At 35.8% G+C, this 22353-nt stretch carries 23 protein-coding genes; 14 read left to right on the forward strand and 9 right to left on the reverse strand.

All coding sequences use genetic code 11. The annotated features are described in order from the left end of the window. Positions 1-15: 15 nt before the first annotated feature. Positions 16-1881 carry a M1 family metallopeptidase gene (locus FW781_RS21110; protein WP_149389233.1) on the forward strand — a complete coding sequence of 622 codons (1866 nt, stop codon included), beginning with the start codon at positions 16-18 and terminating at the stop codon, positions 1879-1881. Positions 1882-1916: 35 nt separating this feature from the next. Here the strand turns inward: FW781_RS21110 and FW781_RS21115 are convergent, their stop codons facing one another. The 9 genes from FW781_RS21115 to clpB form a co-directional block, all read right to left on the reverse strand. Beyond that, complete coding sequence (locus FW781_RS21115) at positions 1917-3329, reverse strand: phosphatase PAP2 family protein (RefSeq protein ID WP_149389234.1); 1413 nt, start codon at positions 3327-3329, stop codon at positions 1917-1919. 106 nt (positions 3330-3435) lie between these two features. Then, positions 3436-4449 carry a zinc metalloprotease gene (locus FW781_RS21120; protein WP_149389235.1) on the reverse strand — a complete coding sequence of 338 codons (1014 nt, stop codon included), beginning with the start codon at positions 4447-4449 and terminating at the stop codon, positions 3436-3438. Between the two features lie 508 nt (positions 4450-4957). Beyond that, positions 4958-5971, reverse strand: coding sequence for a zinc metalloprotease (locus tag FW781_RS21125; protein WP_149389236.1), 1014 nt, complete (start codon positions 5969-5971; stop codon positions 4958-4960). A gap of 247 nt (positions 5972-6218) precedes the next feature. After that, positions 6219-6860 carry a response regulator transcription factor gene (locus FW781_RS21130; protein WP_149389237.1) on the reverse strand — a complete coding sequence of 214 codons (642 nt, stop codon included), beginning with the start codon at positions 6858-6860 and terminating at the stop codon, positions 6219-6221. After that, a complete protein-coding gene (locus tag FW781_RS21135; protein WP_228720250.1) occupies positions 6857-7528 on the reverse strand; it encodes a sensor histidine kinase in 672 nt (223 codons plus the stop codon). Before FW781_RS21135 ends, FW781_RS21130 begins: the two co-directional genes overlap by 4 nt. Positions 7529-7620: 92 nt before the next feature. Beyond that, positions 7621-8265 (reverse strand): hypothetical protein, encoded by a 645-nt coding sequence (locus tag FW781_RS21140; protein WP_149389239.1) that lies wholly within the window; start codon positions 8263-8265, stop codon positions 7621-7623. Between the two features lie 26 nt (positions 8266-8291). Next, positions 8292-8822, reverse strand: coding sequence for a hypothetical protein (locus FW781_RS21145; RefSeq protein ID WP_149389240.1), 531 nt, complete (start codon positions 8820-8822; stop codon positions 8292-8294). 208 nt (positions 8823-9030) lie between these two features. Next, a complete protein-coding gene (locus FW781_RS22560; protein WP_172625777.1) occupies positions 9031-9183 on the reverse strand; it encodes a hypothetical protein in 153 nt (50 codons plus the stop codon). 140 nt (positions 9184-9323) lie between these two features. After that, positions 9324-11918, reverse strand: a complete 2595-nt coding sequence (gene clpB / locus FW781_RS21150; protein ID WP_149389241.1) for an ATP-dependent chaperone ClpB — start codon at positions 11916-11918, stop codon at positions 9324-9326. 369 nt (positions 11919-12287) lie between these two features. Here clpB and FW781_RS21155 point away from each other — a divergent pair, with 369 nt between their 5' ends. The 13 genes from FW781_RS21155 (at position 12288) to FW781_RS21215 (ending at position 22336) form a co-directional block, all read left to right on the forward strand. After that, a complete protein-coding gene (locus FW781_RS21155) occupies positions 12288-12866 on the forward strand; it encodes a TetR/AcrR family transcriptional regulator (protein ID WP_149389242.1) in 579 nt (192 codons plus the stop codon). A gap of 173 nt (positions 12867-13039) precedes the next feature. Beyond that, a complete protein-coding gene (locus tag FW781_RS21160) occupies positions 13040-14356 on the forward strand; it encodes a phenylacetate--CoA ligase family protein (protein ID WP_149389243.1) in 1317 nt (438 codons plus the stop codon). After that, a complete protein-coding gene (locus FW781_RS21165) occupies positions 14356-15441 on the forward strand; it encodes a 2Fe-2S iron-sulfur cluster-binding protein (protein WP_149389244.1) in 1086 nt (361 codons plus the stop codon). The genes FW781_RS21160 and FW781_RS21165 overlap by 1 nt, the downstream gene beginning before the upstream one ends. Positions 15442-15553: 112 nt before the next feature. Continuing rightward, positions 15554-16492 carry a 1,2-phenylacetyl-CoA epoxidase subunit PaaA gene (paaA, locus tag FW781_RS21170; protein WP_149389245.1) on the forward strand — a complete coding sequence of 313 codons (939 nt, stop codon included), beginning with the start codon at positions 15554-15556 and terminating at the stop codon, positions 16490-16492. Positions 16493-16675: 183 nt separating this feature from the next. Then, positions 16676-16957, forward strand: a complete 282-nt coding sequence (gene paaB / locus FW781_RS21175; protein ID WP_039364405.1) for a 1,2-phenylacetyl-CoA epoxidase subunit PaaB — start codon at positions 16676-16678, stop codon at positions 16955-16957. Positions 16958-17050: 93 nt separating this feature from the next. Then, complete coding sequence (gene paaC, locus FW781_RS21180) at positions 17051-17800, forward strand: 1,2-phenylacetyl-CoA epoxidase subunit PaaC (RefSeq protein ID WP_149389246.1); 750 nt, start codon at positions 17051-17053, stop codon at positions 17798-17800. A gap of 10 nt (positions 17801-17810) precedes the next feature. Further along, entirely contained in the window at positions 17811-18491 is a 681-nt protein-coding gene (locus tag FW781_RS21185; RefSeq protein ID WP_149389247.1) for a hypothetical protein, read from the forward strand. Continuing rightward, the gene (paaD, locus tag FW781_RS21190; RefSeq protein ID WP_172625778.1) at positions 18488-18952 is read left to right on the forward strand and encodes a 1,2-phenylacetyl-CoA epoxidase subunit PaaD; all 465 of its coding nucleotides are present in this window, start codon (positions 18488-18490) and stop codon (positions 18950-18952) included. Before FW781_RS21185 ends, paaD begins: the two co-directional genes overlap by 4 nt. A 154-nt stretch (positions 18953-19106) precedes the next feature. Then, a complete protein-coding gene (locus FW781_RS21195; RefSeq protein ID WP_149389249.1) occupies positions 19107-19907 on the forward strand; it encodes an enoyl-CoA hydratase/isomerase family protein in 801 nt (266 codons plus the stop codon). Between the two features lie 79 nt (positions 19908-19986). Next, a complete protein-coding gene (locus FW781_RS21200) occupies positions 19987-21120 on the forward strand; it encodes a 3-hydroxyacyl-CoA dehydrogenase NAD-binding domain-containing protein (RefSeq protein ID WP_149389250.1) in 1134 nt (377 codons plus the stop codon). 1 nt (position 21121) lies between these two features. Further along, a complete protein-coding gene (locus FW781_RS21205) occupies positions 21122-21589 on the forward strand; it encodes a hypothetical protein (RefSeq protein ID WP_149389251.1) in 468 nt (155 codons plus the stop codon). 15 nt (positions 21590-21604) lie between these two features. Beyond that, complete coding sequence (locus FW781_RS21210) at positions 21605-21913, forward strand: hypothetical protein (protein ID WP_149389252.1); 309 nt, start codon at positions 21605-21607, stop codon at positions 21911-21913. A 9-nt stretch (positions 21914-21922) separates the two neighbouring features. Further along, positions 21923-22336 (forward strand): PaaI family thioesterase, encoded by a 414-nt coding sequence (locus FW781_RS21215; protein WP_047373927.1) that lies wholly within the window; start codon positions 21923-21925, stop codon positions 22334-22336. Positions 22337-22353: the final 17 nt, after the last annotated feature.

Raw genomic sequence — 22353 nt, forward strand, 5'->3', positions numbered from 1 at the left:
TTTAAAAAGGTCATTATGAAGAAAATTTTTTCCGGAATGCTGATGGTTGTTTCCTTACTGCAATTGTCTGCACAGGAACTGTATATGCCAAGGAATATTAAAAAAGCGTATGAAAATGGGACCCGTGATATCTCCGGAGCACCAGGTAAAAACTATTGGCAGAATAAAGGAGTATATAATGTGGATGTAAAGGTGGATGCCAATACAAAAATGGTTTCCGGAAAAGAAACAATTGTCTATACGAACAATAGCCCGGATAGTCTGAATGAGCTGGCCATTCGTTTTGTGAATAACCTTCATAAACCACAGTCGCCAAGATCAGGATTTGTGTCTAAAGATTTTCTGTCCTCAGGACTTAAGATCAAATCTTTCGTTGTAAACGGTGAAAAATATGATGTCAACAGTGACGATTGGAGTACGGTTGAAAAAGTAAAATTAAAAACGGCTTTAAAATCTAAATCAAAATCTGAAGTAAAAATTGAATGGGAATATCTGCTTTCTGTGCAAAGTGGGAGAGAAGGACAGATAGATCCTGAAACATTCTATGTAGCCTATTCTTTTCCAAGAATTTCCGTGTATGATGATTATAACGGATGGGATATGCTTCCACACTCAGACCGACAGGAGTTTTATAACGACTTCAATGACTATAGTTTTGCCATCACTGCACCAAAAAATTTTGTAGTCTGGGCAACAGGAGATTTCCTGAATCCGGAAGCTGTACTGCAGCCGGAATATTTAAAAAGATATAAAGCTTCACTAAAAAGCGATAAAGTAATACATGTTGCCACAGAACAGGAAATGAAGTCGGGTAAAGTAACCAAACCCAATAAATGGAATGTCTGGAAGTTTAAAGCCAGCCATATCACAGATTTCTGTTTTGCAATGAGCAACCATTATGTATGGGATGCAGCAAGTGTTCAGCTGAAATCAAAAAGAGCAAGTGTTCAGGCAGGTTATAAAAATGGTGCTAAAGATTTTGAACACTATGTAGACTGGATGCGTTATAATCTTGATTGGTTCTCTAAAAACTGGCCGGGAGTAGAATATCCTTATAACGTAATGACTGCTATTCAGGGTTATGCAGACATGGAATATCCAATGATGATCAACGATACCAGTATTCCTGATGATCTTCAGGATGCAAGGCTGACAGCGGACCATGAAATTGCTCACACCTATTTCCCTTTTTATATGGGAATCAACGAGACGAGATATGCATTTATGGATGAAGGCTGGGCAACTACCCTTGAATATCTTATAGGAATTGATGAAAATGGAGAAGCAGCAGCCAAAGAATTTTATAAAAACTTCCGCGTCAAAAGATGGATCAATGATCCGTCTGCAGAACAGGATCAACCGGTTATTACCATGAGTACACAGGTGAGTGGTTCTGGATACGGAAACAATTCTTATGTAAAAGCTTCTTTGTCTTATCTGGCTCTTAAAGATTATTTAGGAGACGAACTGTTCAAAAAAGCATTACATCATTATATGGATAACTGGAATGGAAAGCATCCGGTTCCATGGGATTACTTCAACTCTATGAATACAGGATCAGGAAAAAATCTGAACTGGTTCTTTCAAAATTGGTTTTATACCAATAATTATATCGATTTAAAAGTAACAGGGTCATCTCAGATTAATGATATGCTTACAATAAATGTAGCAAATGTAGGTGGGTTTGCCATTCCTTTTGATGCTCTATTGACGTATGAAGACGGAACTACAGAGAAACTGCATTTCTCTCCTTCTGTTTGGGAAAAAGATCAGAAATTGACTGATCTTGTGATTCCTATTAAGAAGAAAGTAAAATCCGTAAAACTGGATGGAGATTTATTTATGGATTATACTCCGGAAAATAATCAAAAAAACTTATAAAGTAAAAGCCTTCAGATTCTGAAGGCTTTCGTATTCTAAAAATAGGCAGTCAATCTTAACCCTAATGTAATATAATTGATTTTTTCTTTAGCAATCAGGTGGTTGAGTTCCTGGTCCAGCTCAGCACTTTCCTTGATCTCATCGCTGAAGTAATACCGGATCGTAGAGTTGATCTGATTGTAATCTGTATAGAAAGTGAGTCCCAATCCCGGATTAAACTTGTAGGTCATAGCAGCCCCTGTATTCCAGCGAAAAGCAGGCTTGGGCTTATATCGGGCTATCTGAAGTTCGTGATTCGGAGCATCTACATCGCTTCCTTTTACAAATACTTTTCCACTGGCAGTAGCTGCATAGCCTCCGGTTACCTTTAAAGTAAGCTGCCATTTATCTGAGAATTCATGAGAAAAATAAGGTCCGATGCCTGCTGCCAGGAAGCCCAGGGATTGTGTTTTAATCTCATGATCTCCAAAATCCTGCCCGTCATCAAATGTTATTCTTTGAGATTTAATAGGGAAGCTGCTGAAGGTTACATCGGCACCCACACCCCATTTTTTTGAAAAGAAATAAGCACCTTCCAATCCGCCCTCAAAACCGATTTGTTTTTTATCATCCAGTTCAGATTCCCTCAGGAAATTGGTTGTACCCAATGCGGTACCCATCTTCAGGGAAAGGAAAGACGGATAATCGTTTCCCTCTATTCTGGATAAGATACTTAAATTATCTCCTTTATTCTTATAAATTTTATCAATAAAAAAATACCCGAGTTCTGTTGATATAATTCCGATACCAGCTCCGGCAAGAATATCCGGAACCCAGTGTCTGTTATTTAGATTTCGGCCAAGCCCTGTAATAGCGGCAGAACCATATCCTGCAATACTGTAGGCTGGGTTTACCATACCATATTCTTTGTGCAGAAAACTTGCATTGGTAAAAGCCATTGCAGCGTGTCCTGATGGGAATGAATTGTTTTTGGATCCATCCGGACGCTCAACTTTTGCAGTATATTTAATAGAATTGACTAAAATAGCCATGATAGCTAAGCTTGTACCATAAGATAAAGTTGCTCGCCCAAGATTATTCCTTCCTTTTACGCCTGCTAATTTTAATCCATAAACAGCAACCGCAGGAGCGTATTGAAGATAATCATCATATTTAACTTTGAAGTTGGGAAGGTATCGGTTTCTTACCTCGCGGATATTCTCCTTTTCTCCCCATGTAGAAGCCGCAGCCGTAAAAAGAAGAGCAGGAGCCACTGATTTTTTCACCCATTCCCTTTTGAAAAAAGGAGTTTTCTCCCGAAATATACAACCAGAAGAGTTGATAAGTACAATGTCTTCTCTGAGATTTCTGGATGGGACAGTATCCTGTGTTTTAATTTGGGTAGTATCTTGTGCTTTTATACAGTAAAGATGCAATAGTATTCCTGATGCTAATGCCAGTTTTTTCATCGTAGTGGTGCTGAAATTTAAGTTGTATAAAATTATTAAAAAAATCTATCCCAAAAATTGAGATAGACTATTTTAATAATTTTATAATATTTCAACTATGTGTTGATTATCTTAAGCCAGATCTTGGTCCGGATGCTGCTACTACAGCCTGCATTCTTGTTTTTTGATTAGCAGAGAACATAACCATAGATTTATCATCTACGTAATCCATATAATTCATAAACATCTGAGAACGGCTTACCCCTCCACAAACTCTGTTTAGAGGATAGGTAGGATTTCCGTAGTTAGGGCCAGGAGATGTAGGCGTGTCATTAGAGTAATCTGTTTGGCACCCTGTATCAGATGATCCCCAAAGGTGTGGTAAGTTTAGATAGTGTCCTACTTCATGTGTTACTGTTCTTCCTAGGTTGAACGGAGCAGAAGCACCTGTTTTTCCTATATACTGATATCCTATAACAAGGCCATCATACCATTGTCCCGCATTTTCCGGGTAATAAGCATAGCCTAAAGTTCCAGGTTGGTTATTCTCGTCAAGTATTGAATTTACAACCCATATGTTCATATTTTTATTTACATCGGTAGCATCAATACCACCAGTGCTTGCCTTTTTCATTTGCTCAAGATCAGATCTCCAGCCTGTTTTTGTACTCTGTTTACGGTTGGTAGCCACTAGTTTGAAACGGATTTTTACATCGCCTGCTGCTGAAGGCTGAAATGCCGAAGGAATTTTATTAATGTCAGAATTGGTAGCACCATAATCAGCATTCAGTACGGCAATTTGTTCTGCGATCCTTGCATCGGAAACATTTTGAGCGGAAGTGTTGTAAATTACATTGAAGACTACCGGAATCTCAACAGTTCCATCTGCCAGCACTTTTCCCAATTTAAGGTTTTCAGTAAATTTTTCAGTACCGAATTCAATGTCAGCCATTTTTTGCTTTAATGCAGGGTTTTTCAGAAGCATTGCTTGTCTTATTCCCTCTGAAGGGCAGCTTCTTTTAAGAGCGCTTGGAGCGGAGGTTTCCTGATCCAGCGGCGTTTCATTTTGATTACTTAAGTTGTCGGTGTTACACGCCGACATAAAGCCCAGAACAAGGGCTCCCAATAGGATTTTTTTCATATCGTTATAATATAATTTGGTTGAGGTTGTGAAATTATATTATTTGAAATTGATATGCAAATAATTTTGTAAAATATTTAACAAATGTTTATTTAATGAGTGTTTTGGTTGTGTTTATCGTAACTTAATATGAGTTTTATTGAGTTTTAATTAATTTAAATGATTTGTTTTATATTTCACGCTTAAGTGTGTTTTTGGATGTAAATAATTTTATACTCTATATGATTTGTAGGATATTTTTCGTAAAAAAATTAAGCAATTAAATACCTTAAAAAATATAATTAAAGTCATATGTTTCTTGTATTATTCTTATTTTAAGTCTTTTTTACTGAATTATTTATTTTTAAATGAAATAATGTAAGGTTATTTCAGGTTTTTTTATGTGAATAATTTGCCTGAGCTAATACATAGAACAGAATTCCAGGATTTAATCCAGAAAAAGATATAAAAAAATCTATCCCGTTTTGTGGGATAGATTTTAAATTATAAGTGAAAAAATATGTTTTAATTAATATACTCTCAACCCGGATCTTGCTCCAGAAGAAGCAGTCACAGATTGCATTTTTGTCTTTTGTCCTGCAGTAAACATATAGAGTGAATTATCATCAGAATAATCCATGTAATTCATAAACATGACAGATCTTTTTACTCCATAGCAAGTATTGTAAAGAGGATAAGTCGGTTTTCCTGTGTTGGCTGTTGTTTGGGTAGGTGTATCTGCAATCAAATCATCACCACAATTGGTATCTCCCCAAATATGTCTAAGACCTAGATAATGACCAACTTCGTGAGTGGCAGTTCTTCCAAGATTAAATGGAGCAGAAGCACCTGTTTTTCCAACATAAGGAGCAGCAAGTACCACACCGTCTTTCCATGTTCCGGCATCTTCAGGGAAAGTGGCGTATCCAAGAATATCTCCAAGTGGATCTGGCATATTTCCAACGATCCAAATATTGAAATAGTTTGTAGAGTTAGTAGCGTCAATACCTCCTGTAGATGCTTTTTTCATGGTATTATTTATTCTGTCTGTTTTACTCCATGATGTTTTGGTAGTCGTTTTTCTTATGGTATTTACCAGTCTGAATCTTATTTTTGCATCCCCGGCTTTTACCCCCTGAAATTCTGTAGGTATTAATGATGCATCACTGTTTGTTCCTCCATAGTCAGCATTTAAAACAGCAATTTGTTCCGCGATTCTTGCATCAGATACATTCTGTGCAGCCGTCTTATAAATTACATTTACAACTACCGGAATTTCAACAGTTCCATCTGCAAGAACTTTTCCTAAGGCAAGATTGGTGGAGAATTTTTTTGCATTAGCTTCAATTTCATCTACCTTTTGTCTGAGTGCGGGATCTTTTTGTAGTGCTTCTTGTCTCATTTCTTCTGATGGACAAATTCTTTTTGATGCTAATGAAGAAATTTCCTGTTCAGCTTGTACTTCATTTTGATTGGAAATGTTGTCATTGTTACAGGCCGTCACTAAGCCGAGCATGAGAGCTCCAAATAATAGTTTTTTCATATCAAATCATTTTGGTTGAGGATGTGAAAATATATTATTTGAAATTAATATGCAAATATTTCTTCAATTTGTTTATTGAATCAATATGTATTGTGTTATTTTATTGATTTTAATTTATAATTATGTTGAATGTTTTAAATTTTAATCAATTTCGTATTGTTTGTTGGTGCGTTTTATAGTTTTATGTTTTTTCGAGAATAAATTTCGTTTAAACTTTTTTTAAAAAGAATTTTTTTGTGGTGAAAGTTTAGTTTGCAAAGCCATTTTTAATAGCAAAAACAGCGAGCCCAACACGGGTTTTCAAATCCAGCTTTTCACAAAGCTGATCGCGATAGCTTTCAACGGTTCTCGGGCTGCAGCACATTCTGTCTGCAATTTCCTTATAGCTGAGTTCTGTTACGGTATATTTAAGGAATTCTTTTTCTCTGTCGGAAATTCTTACGGCAATTTCAGCTTCGGTTTCTTTATTAAGGTTAGAGAAAATAATTTTAGAAGCCCAATCCGGATAAAAGAAGCCGTCACTGTTCAATCGGGTAAGTGCTGTTTCCAGATCTCTTGGATGGGTATTTTTTAGAAGGTAGCCTTTTGCGCCGCTTTTGATCATCTTGATCACGCTATTGTCGTCACCCTGCATACTAAGCGCCATGATTTTAATAGCGGGATGATTTTTTGTAAGCCAGGCAGCGGTTTCAAAACCATCCATAATAGGCATACTGATGTCCAAAAGAATGATATCCGGAATGGTGTTTCCTTCTTCAATTTTTTGAATGAGGTCTTTTCCGTTTTCACATACATAGATAACTTCAAACTCGTTGAAATTACCAATAATGCCTTCCAGGGCTTTTGCAATAAGTATATGGTCGTCAACAATTACAATAGATTTCTTCATGACTGTTTTTTTAAGATAATATTGATTCGGGTTCCTGTATTTTCCTGACTTTCCATATGGAAATTTGCTCCTATAATTTCAGCTCTGTTTTTCATATTAGTAAGACCTATTCCGTTGGATTTAATCTGTGAAGTATCAAACCCAATTCCGTCATCACGAATATCAAGTTCCCAAAGGATATCTTCGGAAGTATTCAAATTGATAAAAATATTTTTACAACGGGAATGTTTTATGCTGTTCTGAATAAATTCCTGCGTGATTCTGAGCAGCATATTTTTGTGAACAAAACCTAAATCCAGATGTTTAAAATTATGCTCAAAGCTGACAATACACTTTTTAAAAGAATTGGTATTGTCTACTTCTTCCTGTATCAAAGTTACAATTTCCTTCTGGTTGATGTTATCATCTGTCAATGTTTTTGACAAGCTACGAAGGTCCTGAAGAGATTGGTTAATGATTTGTGAAACCTGGTCTATTCTTTCGCTGGCTTCCGGAACTTTGTTCTCATACAGCATCTGCTGAACATACAGGCTTACAAGAGTGAGTTTTTGACCAATATTATCATGCAGTTCTCTTCCTATCTGCTGCATAGTAGCCTGCTGGATTTCCAATTGGGTAGACAAAAGTTCTCTCTGATGAAGTTCATTTTTCATCTCGATTTCATTCATATATTCTCTTTTTCGTTGTCTGTAACTTCGGATATAGATTAATACAGCTGTTATAAACATCACAAAGAGTATGTTAAATAGAATGATAACTATTAAGAGCTCTGTTTTCCCCATATAAATGAACTTGCAAATAAGATATACATCACTGAAACTGAGATCAGGAAATAACTAAAATATATATCCCAAATTTCCTTGTATTTTACCAGAAGTGATAGAAATGCCATGAAAGGTAATGTTCCTATATATGATAGCGTAATTCCAAGATTAATATAAAACATTTTGTTTTTATTGAAATTGAGAATCTCTTGTGAAGTAATTTGTTTGTAATACTCCATAATTACCAAAAGCATCAAAATAAGACAGCCAAAAGTATAGTTGAAAGCAAATACAATTTTGCTTTTGGAAAAATATAATTCATTAGGAATAAATGAAAGCAGATATAAAAGGGATATTACCCAAAATAATTTGGGCTTTGCTAAAGATTTTGCAGCATATAGCCAGTAAAAAAATATGAACTGGATTGGCATTAAAAGATAGTTATAGTACTGAGCTTTGGTAAAATGAACAAAACTTCCCCACTTGCCATAAGCTTCCCCAAGAAAAATAAATACCAGATAAAATACAAAAAGTTTCCAATGTTGTTCTTTTAAACGGTTATAATGGAAAATTGCTATGACTGCAGCAAGCCCTTCAGCCCAAAGCAGACTTTTTTGTGCAAATTCCTGGAATTCTGTCATACAGTTCTAATATGATATATTTACAATTAAAAAGACTGACCTAAAGGAGCTTTTGGTGGAACAAGTATTCCGTTATTTTCTCCAAGACTTGTATCATCATCTTCTCCCGTGCCTTTGGCAGATTTATTGGCTAATGCAAAAGATTTTCCTTCAGCACTTTGAAATGGATTGAAGTCATAATCAATAAGTTCTCCTGTTTCGTCCGCTTTTTTCAATGTTGGGACCATCACGAGAGTGTGTCTTCCTGCGTATTCTATCGGAACAGGATGTGAATCCATCATAGACCAGTTTTCTGTTTTTGGATAAGTAGCATAATAAAATCTGATTCCTAGGTCTTCTTCAGAAGCTGTCGGGTTAACTTTGGCTGCCTCTTCTTCAATCTTTGCAATGAAATTTTTTAATTTCGGAAGGTCAAACCAGATGGAATGAGCATCTTCTATTCCTAAAGCGTTGTTAATAGCACTTAGATGATTCTGACGGTAATTGTCAATCAGAGCCTGGATAAGACTATTTGACATTGTTCCGGGTTGCATTGGATTGTTTGATTCTGTATTCATAGCTTAGCAATATTTTACGGATGAAATTCAATTAATATGCAAATTTCGGAAAAAATATGCTAGAAAAGACATTAGTTAGTAGGGAATTATACGTTATTTTTACCGTGTATTTACGGATTGTATGTTAAGGTATTGCAATTTAGATAGGATGTAAACGTAGATTCATTCCATAAAAAAGCGGAGAAGTATGCTTCTCCGCTTTTTCTTTTTAAATACATGGATACTTTTTCCTGTCTTTACAAATGTTTCCGGCGGTACAGCAAAGATTGGCGGGGCAGTTCATGTTTTCGTCACACATAATGATGGCTGCGATAAGGCCGCCGTCAATTTTCTTTAAATCTTTTCTTTTTAGCTTTTTCATAATGATTTTGTTATTAGTTGATTGGTGTGGTAAATATAAAAATATATCACATAATAAGGATAAAATAAAGAAAAAAATAAGTGCCGCAGATTATTCTACGGCACTTATTCACAAAAATAATGTATATGAAAAAAACTATTTTATTGTTCAGTGGGTCTGAAAACTAAACCTGTTTCTACAAAGTAATCCAGAGTAATTCTGTCTCCGTCGTTTACATTTCCTGCAAGAATTTCTTTGGAAAGTTTGTTTAATACCTCCTGTTGGATCACTCTTTTCAGTGGTCTTGCTCCGAAAGCAGGGTCATAACCTTTCTCCATCAGATAATCTACCGCATCCTGGGTGAAAGTCATAATGATGTTTCTTTTAGATAACATTTCATTGAATCCTCTCAACTGATACTGAACGATTTTTCCGATTTCCTTTTTTCTTAAAGGCTGGAACAGTACAATTTCATCAATTCTGTTCAGGAATTCCGGGCGCAGGGTTTGTTTTAAAAGATCAAAAACTTCATCTTTTGTTTTGTCCACAATTTCATCCTGATTTTCCTCCGTAAGATTTTCAAAATTTTCCTGAATAAGGTGTGAGCCTAAATTTGAGGTCATAATGATGATTGAATTTTTGAAATTTACCACACGACCTTTGTTATCAGTAAGACGTCCGTCGTCCAAAACCTGAAGTAAGGTGTTGAAAACATCCGGATGTGCTTTTTCAATCTCATCCAAAAGCACTACAGAATACGGTCTTCTTCTTACAGCTTCAGTCAATTGTCCGCCTTCATCATATCCTACATATCCCGGAGGAGCTCCTACCAACCTTGAAACACTGTGACGTTCCTGATATTCACTCATATCAATTCTCGTCATGTTGTTTTCATCATCGAATAAGAATTCTGCTAATGCCTTTGCAAGTTCGGTTTTACCAACTCCGGTTGTTCCCAGGAATAAGAAAGATCCGATAGGTTTTTTATCATCGCTCAATCCAGCTCTGTTTCTTCTGATAGCATCAGCAACTGCCTGAATCGCTTCATCCTGTCCAACCACCCTGTGGTGCAGTTCAGATTCCAGATTTAATAGCTTATCTCTTTCAGATTGTAATAATTTAGTTACAGGAATACCCGTCCATTTAGCAATTACTTCAGAGATGTTTTCTGCAGTAACTTCTTCTTTGATCAGCTCATTCTGATGGTTCTGCATTTCGAGTTCCATCTTTGTAAATTCTTCTTCTTTTTCACGAAGTTTTCCGTATTGGATCTCCGCTACTTTTGCATAATCTCCGGATCTGGAAGCTCTTTCTGCTTCATGTTTCAGAGATTCAATATCCTTTTTGATCTGGGTAAGATCTTCACTTTTCTGTTTTTCTTTCAGCCATTTGGCGTTGATCTCATTTCTCTGTTCGGAAATTTTAGCAATATCCTCTTTCAGATGATCAATTTTGGTCTGGTTGCCTTCCCTTGAAATAGCTGCCAATTCAATTTCCAGCTGCATCAATCTTCTGTCCAGAACATCCAGTTCTTCCGGCTTGGAATTGATTTCCATTCTAAGTTTGGCAGAAGCTTCATCAATAAGGTCGATTGCTTTATCTGGTAAGAAACGGTCTGAAATATATCTTTGAGACATTTCCACAGCAGCAATAATCGCTTCGTCTTTGATTCTTACTTTGTGGTGAGCCTCATATTTATCTTTAATACCACGAAGGATTGAAATAGCAGATTCTGTATCCGGTTCTTCCACCATTACTTTCTGGAAACGTCTTTCCAACGCTTTATCTTTTTCAAAATACTTTTGATACTCGTTTAAAGTTGTGGCTCCAATTGCTCTCAATTCACCTCTTGCTAAAGCAGGTTTTAAAATGTTGGCAGCATCCATCGCTCCTTCGCCGCCGCCGGCACCCACCAATGTGTGGATTTCGTCGATGAAAAGTATAATCTGCCCGTCAGATTTGATGACTTCATTCACAACGGATTTCAGACGCTCTTCAAATTCACCTTTGTATTTGGCTCCGGCGATCAAAGCTCCCATATCCAACGAGAATAACGTTTTGTCCATCAGGTTTTCAGGAACATCACCGTTGATAATTCTGTGGGCGATTCCTTCAGCAATGGCCGTTTTACCTACACCCGGCTCTCCAATAAGGATTGGGTTGTTTTTTGTTCTTCTGGAAAGGATCTGTAAAACCCTTCTGATTTCCTCATCACGCCCGATTACGGGATCCAGCTTTCCTTCTGCTGCTAACTCATTGAAGTTTTTAGCATATTTATTTAAGGACTGGTATGTTTCTTCTGAACTTGCAGAAGTTGCTTTACTTCCTTTTCTTAATTCTTTGATAGCACCTTCCAGCAGATTTTTGGTTACCCCCATATCTTTCAGCATTTTGGACACTTCAGAGCTGGTTTCCAAAAGAGATAGCCATAAATGTTCAATCGTTACATATTCGTCACCCATTTTCTTAGCGATATTGGGTGCATCCAGCAATACTTTATTGGCAGATTGTGAAAGATAAATGTTTCCTCCCTGTACTTTTGGAAGTTTTTCAAGATTTTCACGGTTGCGCTCTCTTACTAAATTGGCATCTGCTTCAGATTTCTTAAGTAGGAAAGGCGATATATTTTCATCCACCTGGAAGATTCCTTCAAGGAGATGTTGAGGTTCGATACTTTGGTTGCCCAATTCCATAGCAATCTGTTGTGCTGCCTGGATGGCTTCCTGTGATTTTACTGTATATTGGTTCAAGTTCATATTTTATATATTTTTGGTAATGATTTGTTCAAAGTTTAGTTTTTAAAAACATCAAGAAACCAAATTTTGAGGCTCAGTTTCTTAATGCATCAATTATTTAATCATTTAATCGATAGCTATATCGCAAAAAGCGTTCAATTATTAAATTTACAAAAAAATAGGACAAATTTTCCGGATATTGTATTTTTAACGGAAAATTAACTTGACAAAATTTCCGATTTCGTAATTATTTCTTTGAAATCCATGAACAAATAGTCATAATTAAGTAAAATAATCCAACGGAGACACAGAAGCTGAAGAGTCTTTTTGCTTTTTATGATCAAAAAAAGAGCAGTTTGAATCAGAATAATTACTTTTGCATTTTACCAGATGGAACTAAAAGAAAAACAGAGAAAAATATTAGACGTAGCAGTAGAGCTTTTCAAAGAGAAAGGGTATATGGGAAGCTCGGTAAGAGACCTGGCTACAAAACTCAATATCAAAGCAGCATCGCTGTATGCACATATCCGTTCAAAGGAAGAAATTTTGGAATGGATCTGTTTTGGCATTGCTCAGGAATTTTTCGATGAGCTTCAGGAAGTAAAGAATCAGGATATCACTCCAAGAGAAAAACTAAATCTGTTACTGGATAAGCACCTGTCTGTTGTTCTTAAAAACCGTGACGTCACTCATATTTATTCCAATGAATGGAGACATCTGGAAGAAAGGCTTCCCGAATTTGTAGAGCTTAGGAAAAATTATCAGCAGGAAGTTGAAAAACTGATTTCGGAGATCTACACTGCGGAAAACTGGGAGCTGAAATCACCATCATTTACAACAAGATTTATTCTTCATACGTTAAACAATTCTTATTTCTGGTTCAAAAGAAGCAGTGATTCTACTGATGAAATCACTGATGAAATCAGAGATAAAATTCTTTTCGGTTTATTGGGAAATCAAAGGTCATAGCTTTTGACAGAAAGGAATTGTCAGTATATTTTATCCAGTACTTTTTACAAAAATAGACAGCTCAGCTTGCGTTTTGTTATTTAGAATCATTCAAAATATGACAAAAGTCATAAAAATTTTGCCAGCTTATAAAATCTTTTTAAATTTACACCTAACAAATGTTAGTTAGTTTTATGGATTTTGCAGTTGAATATCTGGAGCTGGGTCAGTTGAGACAGCTTCAATCCGACCGGTTGATAAGTTTGATCAGCTATTTGGGAGAGAAATCGGAATTTTATAAAAAGAAATTTGATGAATTACAAATATCTCCACAGGATATAAGGTCGATTGAAGATATCAGGAAACTTCCTATTACTTACAAACAGGATTTAAGAGATAACTATCCATTTGGTTTATTTACCGTTCCTAAAAATGAGCTTCAGCGTATTCACTGCTCAAGCGGAACAACAGGAAAGCCAACGGTAGTAGGATATACCAAAGAAGATGTAGATCTTTTCAGTGAAGTGGTGGCCAGATCTTTACAGGCTGCAGGAGCGAAACCCGGAATGCAGCTGCACAATGCTTATGGTTATGGTATTTTCACGGGAGGATTAGGGCTTCATTACGGTGCAGAAAAACTGGGGATGAGTGTTCTTCCTATTTCGGGAGGAATGACAGCAAGACAGGTAGATCTGATTATAGATTTTAAGCCGGAAGTGATTTGCTGCTCTCCATCATATGCTTTGACTATTGCAGATGAATTTGCAAAAAGAGGGATTTCTGCAGAGGAGATCAGTCTCCAATATGCTGTGCTGGGTTCAGAACCATGGACGGAAATTATCAGAGGGCACATTGAAGAAAGATTAGGGGTTCATGCAACCAATATCTACGGGTTGAGCGAAATTATCGGTCCTGGTGTTTCAATGGAGGATTTTGAAGAAAAAGGAGGTTCTTATATCTGGGAAGATCATTTTTACCCTGAAATTTTAGATCCGGTTACCAAACAGCCGGTTCCTTTCGGAGAAGAAGGTGTACTGGTGATTACAACATTAACGAAAAAAGCAATGCCACTTCTTCGTTACTGGACTAATGATATTACAAGCCTTTACTATGATGAAAATGCCAAAAGAACGATGGTAAAAATGAAACCCATTGTAGGAAGAGCAGATGATATGCTGATCGTAAGAGGGGTAAATGTCTATCCAAGCCAGATTGAAGAAGCTTTCTCTTATGTAGAAGGAGTAGTACCTAATTATTATTTAACGCCTATCGAAAAGGAACATATGTGTATCGCTTTGGATATTGATGTTGAAATTGATGATGAGCTGGTAAAGACACAGAAAATAGAAGCAAATACCGATGATTATTTTAATTTTGTCGGGAACTTTGGAAAAAACATAGAAAACGAAATAAAAAAACGGGTAGGAATCACCACGAAAGTGAAAGTTCATGCCCAGGACAGCCTGCCGAAGTGCGAAGGTGGAAAAATTAATAGAATACTTAAAAAATAATGAATTCATTTTATAAACTTAAAACAGTTAAAGTTCAGAAAGACACTTCCGAAGCAGTCAGTGTAGCGGTGGAGATCCCTGAAGAACTGAAAGATAAGTTCAGGTTCAAACAAGGGCAGTATCTGAATTTCCGAATGATGATCAACGGAAATGAGGAAAGACGTTCTTACTCTATCTGTAATGCTCCGAGTGAAAAAAGCAATACACTGGAAGTATTGGTAAAATTGCTTGAAGGCGGAAAAGTATCAGGCTATTTCAATGAGCATCTTCACATGGATGAAATTCTGGAAGTAATGCCTCCGATGGGTGGTTTTAATACTTCTTATCATCCTACGAATGTAAAGACTTACGTTGGTTTGGCTGCAGGAAGCGGAATCACTCCTGTTTTATCCAATATTAAAGAAAGTCTTTATCAGGAGCCCAACAGTAATGCTTATCTGTTTTACAGCAACAGAAGTATGAATCATATTTTAAGAAAAGCTGAAATTGACAGACTGGTTGAACATTTCAATGGCAGACTGAAGGTAATTTACCTGGTAAGCCGTGAAAAACATGAAGATCCTGTTTTTGAAGGAAGAATTTCTTCTGAAAAATTAGAACAGTTATTTGAAAGATATACAGATATTGACATAAGGGAAGCTACTTATTTCATTTGCGGACCTGCTGAAATGATCAAAGGGATTGCAGACTATCTGAAGAAAGATAAAAAAGTACCTGCTATCCAGGTGTTATTTGAATATTTTACCGCTCCTGATGAGGAAAATACGGAGGAAATGAGCGATGAATTCAAGGCCATTGCCAATATTGAAAGTATGGTAACGGTAATTATCGATGATGATGAATATTCGTTCCACCTTAATTCTAAAAAAGAGAGTATCTTAGATAAAGCATTGAAAGACAATCTTCCTGTGCCTTTTGCATGTAAAGGAGGAGTGTGCTGTACGTGTAAAGCGGAAGTCCTGGAAGGAGAAGTTTTTATGGAGAAAAACTATGCGCTTACCGAAGAAGAAGTAGCCAGAGGCTTCGTTCTTACCTGTCAATGTCACCCGACAACGAATGTGGTGATGCTTAATTATGATGTTTAATTCAATTTGAAAATATGCTGATTTGGAAATTTGAAAATGGGTAATACTTATTCTCAGTTTCTCAAAATAATTTTCAAATTAACTAATTCTCAAATTCTCAAATTAAAAGATTATGGACTTAGAAAAATTTGTACAATACGTACATGACGAAAATAAAGTAGAACCAAAAGATGTAATGCCAGATGATTACAGAAAACTATTGGTTCGTCAGATTTCACAGCACGCCCATTCTGAAATTGTAGGAATGCTGCCGGAAGCCAACTGGATTTCAAGAGCACCTTCATTGAGAAGAAAAATGGCTCTTTTGGCTAAAGTTCAGGATGAAGCAGGCCATGGCTTATATCTTTATTCTGCAACAGAAACTTTAGGAGACGGAAGCATCAGAGCAGACAGAGACGCTACCTATGATGATATGCTGGAAGGGAAAGCAAAATATTCAAGTATTTTCAACTATCCTACTTTGAGCTGGGCAGATATAGGAGCTATCGGCTGGCTGGTAGATGGTGCAGCCATTATGAACCAGGTAATGCTGATGGGGAATTCTTATGGTCCTTATTCCAGAGCAATGGTGAAAATCTGTAAAGAAGAATCTTTCCACCAAAGACAGGGATATGAAATTCTAATGGCATTATGCCGTGGTACCAAACAACAGAAAGAAATGGCTCAGGCTTCATTGAATCGTTTCTGGTGGCCGGCTTTAATGATGTTCGGACCTAATGATGACAGCTCGCCAAACTCTAAAATCTCTATGAATTACAGAGTAAAAAGAGAAAGTAATGACAGCCTTCGTCAGAGGTTTATTGACGTTACCGTTTCTCAGGCTGAATTCTTAGGATTAACTGTTCCGGATAAAGACCTGAAATGGAATGAAGAAAGACAGCATTATGATTTCGGAGAACTTCCTTGGGATGAATTTATGGAAATCTTAAAAGGAAACGGACCTTGCAATAAAAAGCGTATTGAAACCAAGAGAAAAGCGCAAAGAGAAAACTCTTGGGTGAAAGAAGCGGCGATAGCTTTTGCAGAGAAACAACAAAAAGAAGTACTATAATATTTGATTTAAACCATTAAGATTTTGTTTAGGAATTAAGTTAATTAAGAAAATCATTTTTGATTTTAAATTAAAGCGAAGCTAAACTTATTATTCTTAATAACTTAATTGTCCTTAATGGTTCAAAAATTAAAATTTAAAATAATTCAAAATCTAAAATTTAGATAAAAATAAAATTTGACTATGGCAAATTTAGATATGTGGGAAGTGTTTATTCAGACTAAACCGGGATTGTCTCACAAACACGTTGGAATTGTACAGGCACCAACAGCAGAAATGGCTTTGCAGAATGCAAGAGACGTTTATACAAGAAGAAAAGAAGGAACTTCTGTTTGGGTAGTTCCAAGTAAATATATTGTGACTTCAGAAGGGGTAGATAAAGAAGCTTTCTTTGATCCGGCTGATGACAAACTATACCGTCACCCAACGTTTTACGATATTCCAAACGATGTAAAAAATATGTAATAAGACTTTCGGGATATAGACAGATAGATAAAAGACCTTAAGGTTTACCCGTCTATCCATCTATCATCTATCCATCTTTAAATTGATTAAACAATGAACCCATTATATAATTATTTATTAAAACTCGCAGACGACAGTTTCATTATGGGGCAGCGTTTGTCTGCATGGTGCGGTGAAGGTCCTTATCTGGAGGAAGATATTGCATTGACAAACATTGCGTTGGATGAGCTGGGGCAGGCTAATAACTTTTATGTTTACGCTTCAAGAGTAATAGACAACGGAAAAAGTGAAGACGATATCGCATTTTTAAGATACGAACACGAATATGTAAACGCACACTGGACAGAACTTCCAAACGAAGATTATGCTCAGACCATTCTGAAAGTGTACGTTTTTGCAGTGTATCAGAAACTGATGTATGAGGCATTGTCCAGCTCTGCAGATGAAGAACTTTCAGCTATTGCTCAGAAATCATTAAAAGAAGTAAGATATCATTATACTCATGCTGCATCATGGATGAAAATTTTCGCCCAAGGGACAGAAGAAAGTAAATTCCGTGTGGTAAAAGCCATTGAAGATATCTGGGAATATACAAAAGGACTTTTTGCTAAAACAGAAGGTGAAGATGATCTTATTGCTTTGAATATCGTTCCGAATGCAGATGAATTATACAAAGAATTCGTTGCTATTACGGAAAAAGATTTCCAGGACTTTGGATTGGAATATCCTGTAAATCCTTTTATGCAGCCAAAATCAAGAACAGGATACCATACAGAATATTTCGGATTTATCCTTTGTGAGCTTCAGTATATGCAGAGAGCATATCCTGGGTGTACGTGGTAATGAAAAACCTATGAAGAGGTTCGTTATTTTTTTATTATTTAGTTTAATGGTCACATCTTGTTCAAAGGAACAGGGAAAAACGAAAGTAATTAAAAATATCTCAGATTTAAATGAACTGTTTCATTTAAAAAACTATAAGACTCAGGTGAGAATGAAAGTTAATGATTCTATAGATCATATAACGGCTCAATGGCATAATTTCACTTTAGCAGGCGATTTTGATACTAAAATGAATAATAGAACAGGAATCTGGACTTTGAAAAATAAATTGGATTCTAAGGAGGTTCTGATTGATTATATTATTTTTAGTAAGGGTGATGCCTTTAAAAATCAAATTATTTTTAAAGAACACAATAAAATTGATTCTTCTAAAAGTAAATTTTATATAGCAAAAGAAAAATCCTTTAAACATATACTACTAAAATTTTTTTCACCTAAAATAGAGGAGGAAGTTTCAAAAGAAGCAAAAATTGGATATAGAATATTAAGGGGTTCAAAAGTTCTAAAAGATGATTCTTTAACTTACAAAAACAAAAAGGATGGAATTTATCTTACTAATATAAAATTTGACTTTCAAAAGGGAGATAAGCTTGCAGGTGCTTTTAGTGAATTTGTAATGGCAAAAAATCCTAAAAGTAAGGATAGTCTTATAATGGGAAATAATTCAATATATTTTATAGAAAGATTTTGAAAAACCTTTTAGATTTATTAAAAACAATTCCCGATCCGGAAATTCCGGTTATTGATATTGTGGAATTAGGAATTGTAAGAGATGCACAGATCACAGGTGAAAATACATGTGAAGTCATCATTACGCCTACTTATTCTGCCTGTCCTGCTATGTTTACCATTGAAGAGGATATTATCAAAATGATGAAAGAAAACGGCTGGGATGCAAAAGTAGTGACCAAGATGTTTCCGATCTGGACCACAGACTGGTTAACGGATGAAGCGAGAGAAAAACTCCGTGTCTACGGAATCACACCTCCCGAAAAAGGAGCAGACGAACATCACATCGGAAAACCGAAAAAATGTCCGCGCTGTGGTTCTGAGCACACTAAACAGATCAGCAGATTTGGGTCTACCTTATGTAAGGCATCTTATCAATGTTTAGACTGTCTGGAGCCATTTGATTATTTTAAATGTCATTAAGTGTAACAATAGATTGATGTGCCCAATTTATCAATAGAATTGACGGATATGCAGAGCATAACGATGCTATTGTTAGATTGTTAAAATCTTAGGTTGTTACATGAATTTATATTGTTAAATTAGTGCATTGTTAAATAATAAATTAATAAAAACTATGTATACACAACTTGATATTGAAACGCATTTTGACGGGAAGCTTAAAATTGCATATCTAAATCAACCGGAAACAATGAATGCTCTTACAAAGCCTTCATTATCAGATCTTAAAGATTTTGTTAAAGAATGCAATGAAGACGAAACTGTAAGATGTGTTGCCATTTCCGGAAGAGGAAGAGCGTTTTGCTCAGGTCAGAATCTGGATGAAGCATTTGTGGTAGGTACAGAACACCACGATCATGACATCATCAGAAAAATTGTGGTAGACTATTATAACCCTTTAGTGTTAGAAGTTACCCGTTGCAAAAAACCGGTTATTGCTTTAGTAAACGGTCCTGCAGTAGGAGCTGGAGCGATGTTGGCTTTAATCTCTGACTTCGTTTTAGCGAATGAAAAAGCATATTTTGCTCAGGCATTTTCAAATATCGGTTTAATTCCTGATACAGGAGGAACGTACTTCTTACCGAAGCTTCTAGGGAGACAATTGGCCAATTATTTAGCATTTACAGGTAAAAAATTATCTGCAGAAGAATCTAAAGCTCATGGTCTTGTCGCTGAAGTTTTCACTGAAGAAGAATTCGTTCCAAAATCTATGGAAATTCTTGAAAGAATGGCGAATATGCCTACAGCTGCTCTTAAGCTTACAAAAAAAGCTTTTGCCAATTCTTATACCAACACTTTGAAAGAACAGCTTGAGCTGGAAGGAGATCTTCAGCAGGAAGCTGCAGGCACAGAAGACTTCATTGAAGGAGTCAATGCCTTTTTACAGAAAAGAAAACCTAATTATAAAGGAAAATAAATAATAGAAATTAGATTTTAGAAGTTAGATGTTAGTCAATAATCTAACTTCTAATTTCTAGCTTCTAACATCTAAAAAAATGAAAAATATTGGAATTATCGGTGCCGGAACGATGGGAATCGGCATTGCACAAGTAGCCGCAACGAACGGATGCAAAGTTTGGGTGTATGACGCCAACGCAAAACAAGTAGAAACGGCAACTGTAGGTCTGGAAAAAACGTTAACCAAATTGGTTGATAAACAAAAAATTTCGGCAGAGAAAATGACTGAAATTTTAGCAAATATTTCCATTGCTACAGAATTGAAGGATTTCAAAGATTGTGAACTCATCATTGAAGCCATCATAGAAAACAAAGATATCAAAACCAAAGTGTTTACAGAACTTGAAAACTATGTTTCAGAAAGCTGTATACTGAGTTCCAATACCTCATCAATTTCTATCACCTCTCTTGGTGCAGAACTAAAGAAACCGGAGCGTTTCATCGGAATTCACTTTTTCAATCCGGCTCCGTTGATGCCTTTAGTGGAAGTTATTCCATCCTTATTAACAGAAAAAACTTTAGCAGAAAAAATATACAACCTCATAAAAGAATGGGGGAAGACTCCTGTTATTGCGAAAGATATTCCAGGGTTCATAGTCAACAGAATTGCCAGACCTTACTATGGGGAAGGGCTGAGAATTGTTGAAGAAAATATCGCTACACCGGAACAGGTGGATGACGCAATGAAAACGCTGGGGAACTTCAAAATGGGACCTTTTGAATTAATGGATCTTATCGGAGTTGATGTAAACTTCGCTGTAACAACAACTGTTTATAAAGACTACTTCTACGATCCGAAATATAAGCCATCTCTATTGCAGCAAAGAATGTCTGAAGCAAAACTTCACGGCAGAAAAACAGGAAAAGGTTTCTACGATTATAACGAAGGAGCAGAAAATCCTGTTGCCCAGAAAGATGATGCTTTATATCAGCAGATTTTTTTAAGAATCATTTCCATGCTGATCAACGAAGCGGTTGAAGCCAAAAGATTAGGCGTTGCCAATGACGAAGATATTGAACTGGCAATGCAGAAAGGTGTCAATTATCCAAAAGGATTATTAGGCTGGGGCAAAGAAATCGGATATGCAAAAATCTCTGAAACCCTTCAGAGTCTTTATGAAGAATATCAGGAAGAAAGATACAGGCAGAGTCCTTTGCTGAAGAAAATGTAATATGAAATATTTTCCTGAAAGATATGATGAAATAAAATCTTTAAACTCTGTTGAAAAGATTTTATCAAATATAAATAGCAATAGTGAGAAAAGTTACTCTCTCACAATGAAACGCTCTAATAAATTTTTAAGAGGATATACAGAAAAAAAATTTTTTAAAGTAATAAGTGCTGAAGTACCATTAGGAGTTTTGTGTGTTTTTGAAGGTCAATTATTTCAAAAGGAACATGAGACAATAATAAAGTTGAATTCAAAATTTCATAGAACTTTTAGAATATTATTATATGTGTGGGGTATTCTTCCAGTTTTTGCGATAATTATTAATTGTTTTCAAATTGGGGCAATAGCATTAGCATTATTATTGCCAATTGCTATGTTTTATACAATAATCTATTTTATAATTAAATTTTATTTCAAGAAATCTTATAAAAATGGAATTAAAGATTTGAAAATGGTTATTAATGAATGAAGTTAAGATAATATAATGAATATAGATGAATTCAGAGCTGAGCTGGAAACCAGACTTTTAATTGAGAAACAGTATTTAACTCAGGAAGCTTCTTCTGTAAATGCTGAGGAAAGGCTTGAGCTGTTAGGAAAGTTTAATGAAAAATATAAGGAGTTGATCAAAAGATTAGCTATTGAAAATGGAATTGATTTAAATGAATCATATCCCTCTGAAAATACATCAGACTCAGAAAATCTTACATATGAGCAAATCATTCTGGGTAAAACGATGAGTGTTTATGACAGATTATCCGATGAGCTGTATGAAGAAATAACAAACATATAATTAACAGAAATGAATCCAAGACAAGTAGCAGATTATATGTTCAATCAGGATTATTTTTCCCAATGGATGAATATCAAGATGATTGAAGTAAAAGAAAATTACTGTTTAATAGAAATGCCCATCAAAAAAGACATGATTAACGGGCTTAAAACTGTTCATGGCGGCGTTACCTTTGCTTTTGCAGACTCAGCGCTTGCATTTTCTTCCAACAATACCGGAGATGCAGCTGTAGCACTGAATTGTATCATCAATTTTACCAAAGCGGGAAAAGAAGGTGATGTTTTCAGAGCAGAAAGTGTGTTGGTGAATGACACGAGAAAAACAGCCGTGTATGACATTCAGATTACCAATCAAAACCAGGAGCTGATTGCAAAATTTGTAGGAACAGTCTACAAAATCGGAAAGAAAGTAACCGACTTATAAAAAACTAAAACCAGACA

The organism is Chryseobacterium panacisoli, from assembly GCF_008274625.1.
Taxonomy (GTDB): domain Bacteria; phylum Bacteroidota; class Bacteroidia; order Flavobacteriales; family Weeksellaceae; genus Chryseobacterium; species Chryseobacterium panacisoli.

What these genes read in the sequence shown, in the direction of transcription:
- FW781_RS21215 (WP_047373927.1), top strand. Translation starts at nt 21,923, where the DNA reads ATGAATCCAAGACAAGTAGCAGATTATATGTTCAATCAGGATTATTTT.
- FW781_RS21130 (WP_149389237.1), bottom strand. Translation starts at nt 6,860, where the DNA reads ATGAAGAAATCTATTGTAATTGTTGACGACCATATACTTATTGCAAAA.
- FW781_RS21140 (WP_149389239.1), bottom strand. Translation starts at nt 8,265, where the DNA reads ATGACAGAATTCCAGGAATTTGCACAAAAAAGTCTGCTTTGGGCTGAA.
- FW781_RS21135 (WP_228720250.1), bottom strand. Translation starts at nt 7,528, where the DNA reads ATGAATGAAATCGAGATGAAAAATGAACTTCATCAGAGAGAACTTTTG.
- FW781_RS21110 (WP_149389233.1), top strand. Translation starts at nt 16, where the DNA reads ATGAAGAAAATTTTTTCCGGAATGCTGATGGTTGTTTCCTTACTGCAA.
- FW781_RS22560 (WP_172625777.1), bottom strand. Translation starts at nt 9,183, where the DNA reads ATGAAAAAGCTAAAAAGAAAAGATTTAAAGAAAATTGACGGCGGCCTT.
- FW781_RS21115 (WP_149389234.1), bottom strand. Translation starts at nt 3,329, where the DNA reads ATGAAAAAACTGGCATTAGCATCAGGAATACTATTGCATCTTTACTGT.
- FW781_RS21185 (WP_149389247.1), top strand. Translation starts at nt 17,811, where the DNA reads ATGAAGAGGTTCGTTATTTTTTTATTATTTAGTTTAATGGTCACATCT.
- FW781_RS21160 (WP_149389243.1), top strand. Translation starts at nt 13,040, where the DNA reads ATGGATTTTGCAGTTGAATATCTGGAGCTGGGTCAGTTGAGACAGCTT.
- paaC (WP_149389246.1), top strand. Translation starts at nt 17,051, where the DNA reads ATGAACCCATTATATAATTATTTATTAAAACTCGCAGACGACAGTTTC.
- FW781_RS21195 (WP_149389249.1), top strand. Translation starts at nt 19,107, where the DNA reads ATGTATACACAACTTGATATTGAAACGCATTTTGACGGGAAGCTTAAA.
- FW781_RS21205 (WP_149389251.1), top strand. Translation starts at nt 21,122, where the DNA reads ATGAAATATTTTCCTGAAAGATATGATGAAATAAAATCTTTAAACTCT.
- clpB (WP_149389241.1), bottom strand. Translation starts at nt 11,918, where the DNA reads ATGAACTTGAACCAATATACAGTAAAATCACAGGAAGCCATCCAGGCA.
- FW781_RS21145 (WP_149389240.1), bottom strand. Translation starts at nt 8,822, where the DNA reads ATGAATACAGAATCAAACAATCCAATGCAACCCGGAACAATGTCAAAT.
- FW781_RS21200 (WP_149389250.1), top strand. Translation starts at nt 19,987, where the DNA reads ATGAAAAATATTGGAATTATCGGTGCCGGAACGATGGGAATCGGCATT.
- FW781_RS21125 (WP_149389236.1), bottom strand. Translation starts at nt 5,971, where the DNA reads ATGAAAAAACTATTATTTGGAGCTCTCATGCTCGGCTTAGTGACGGCC.
- paaA (WP_149389245.1), top strand. Translation starts at nt 15,554, where the DNA reads ATGGACTTAGAAAAATTTGTACAATACGTACATGACGAAAATAAAGTA.
- FW781_RS21210 (WP_149389252.1), top strand. Translation starts at nt 21,605, where the DNA reads ATGAATATAGATGAATTCAGAGCTGAGCTGGAAACCAGACTTTTAATT.
- FW781_RS21120 (WP_149389235.1), bottom strand. Translation starts at nt 4,449, where the DNA reads ATGAAAAAAATCCTATTGGGAGCCCTTGTTCTGGGCTTTATGTCGGCG.
- paaB (WP_039364405.1), top strand. Translation starts at nt 16,676, where the DNA reads ATGGCAAATTTAGATATGTGGGAAGTGTTTATTCAGACTAAACCGGGA.
- FW781_RS21155 (WP_149389242.1), top strand. Translation starts at nt 12,288, where the DNA reads ATGGAACTAAAAGAAAAACAGAGAAAAATATTAGACGTAGCAGTAGAG.
- FW781_RS21165 (WP_149389244.1), top strand. Translation starts at nt 14,356, where the DNA reads ATGAATTCATTTTATAAACTTAAAACAGTTAAAGTTCAGAAAGACACT.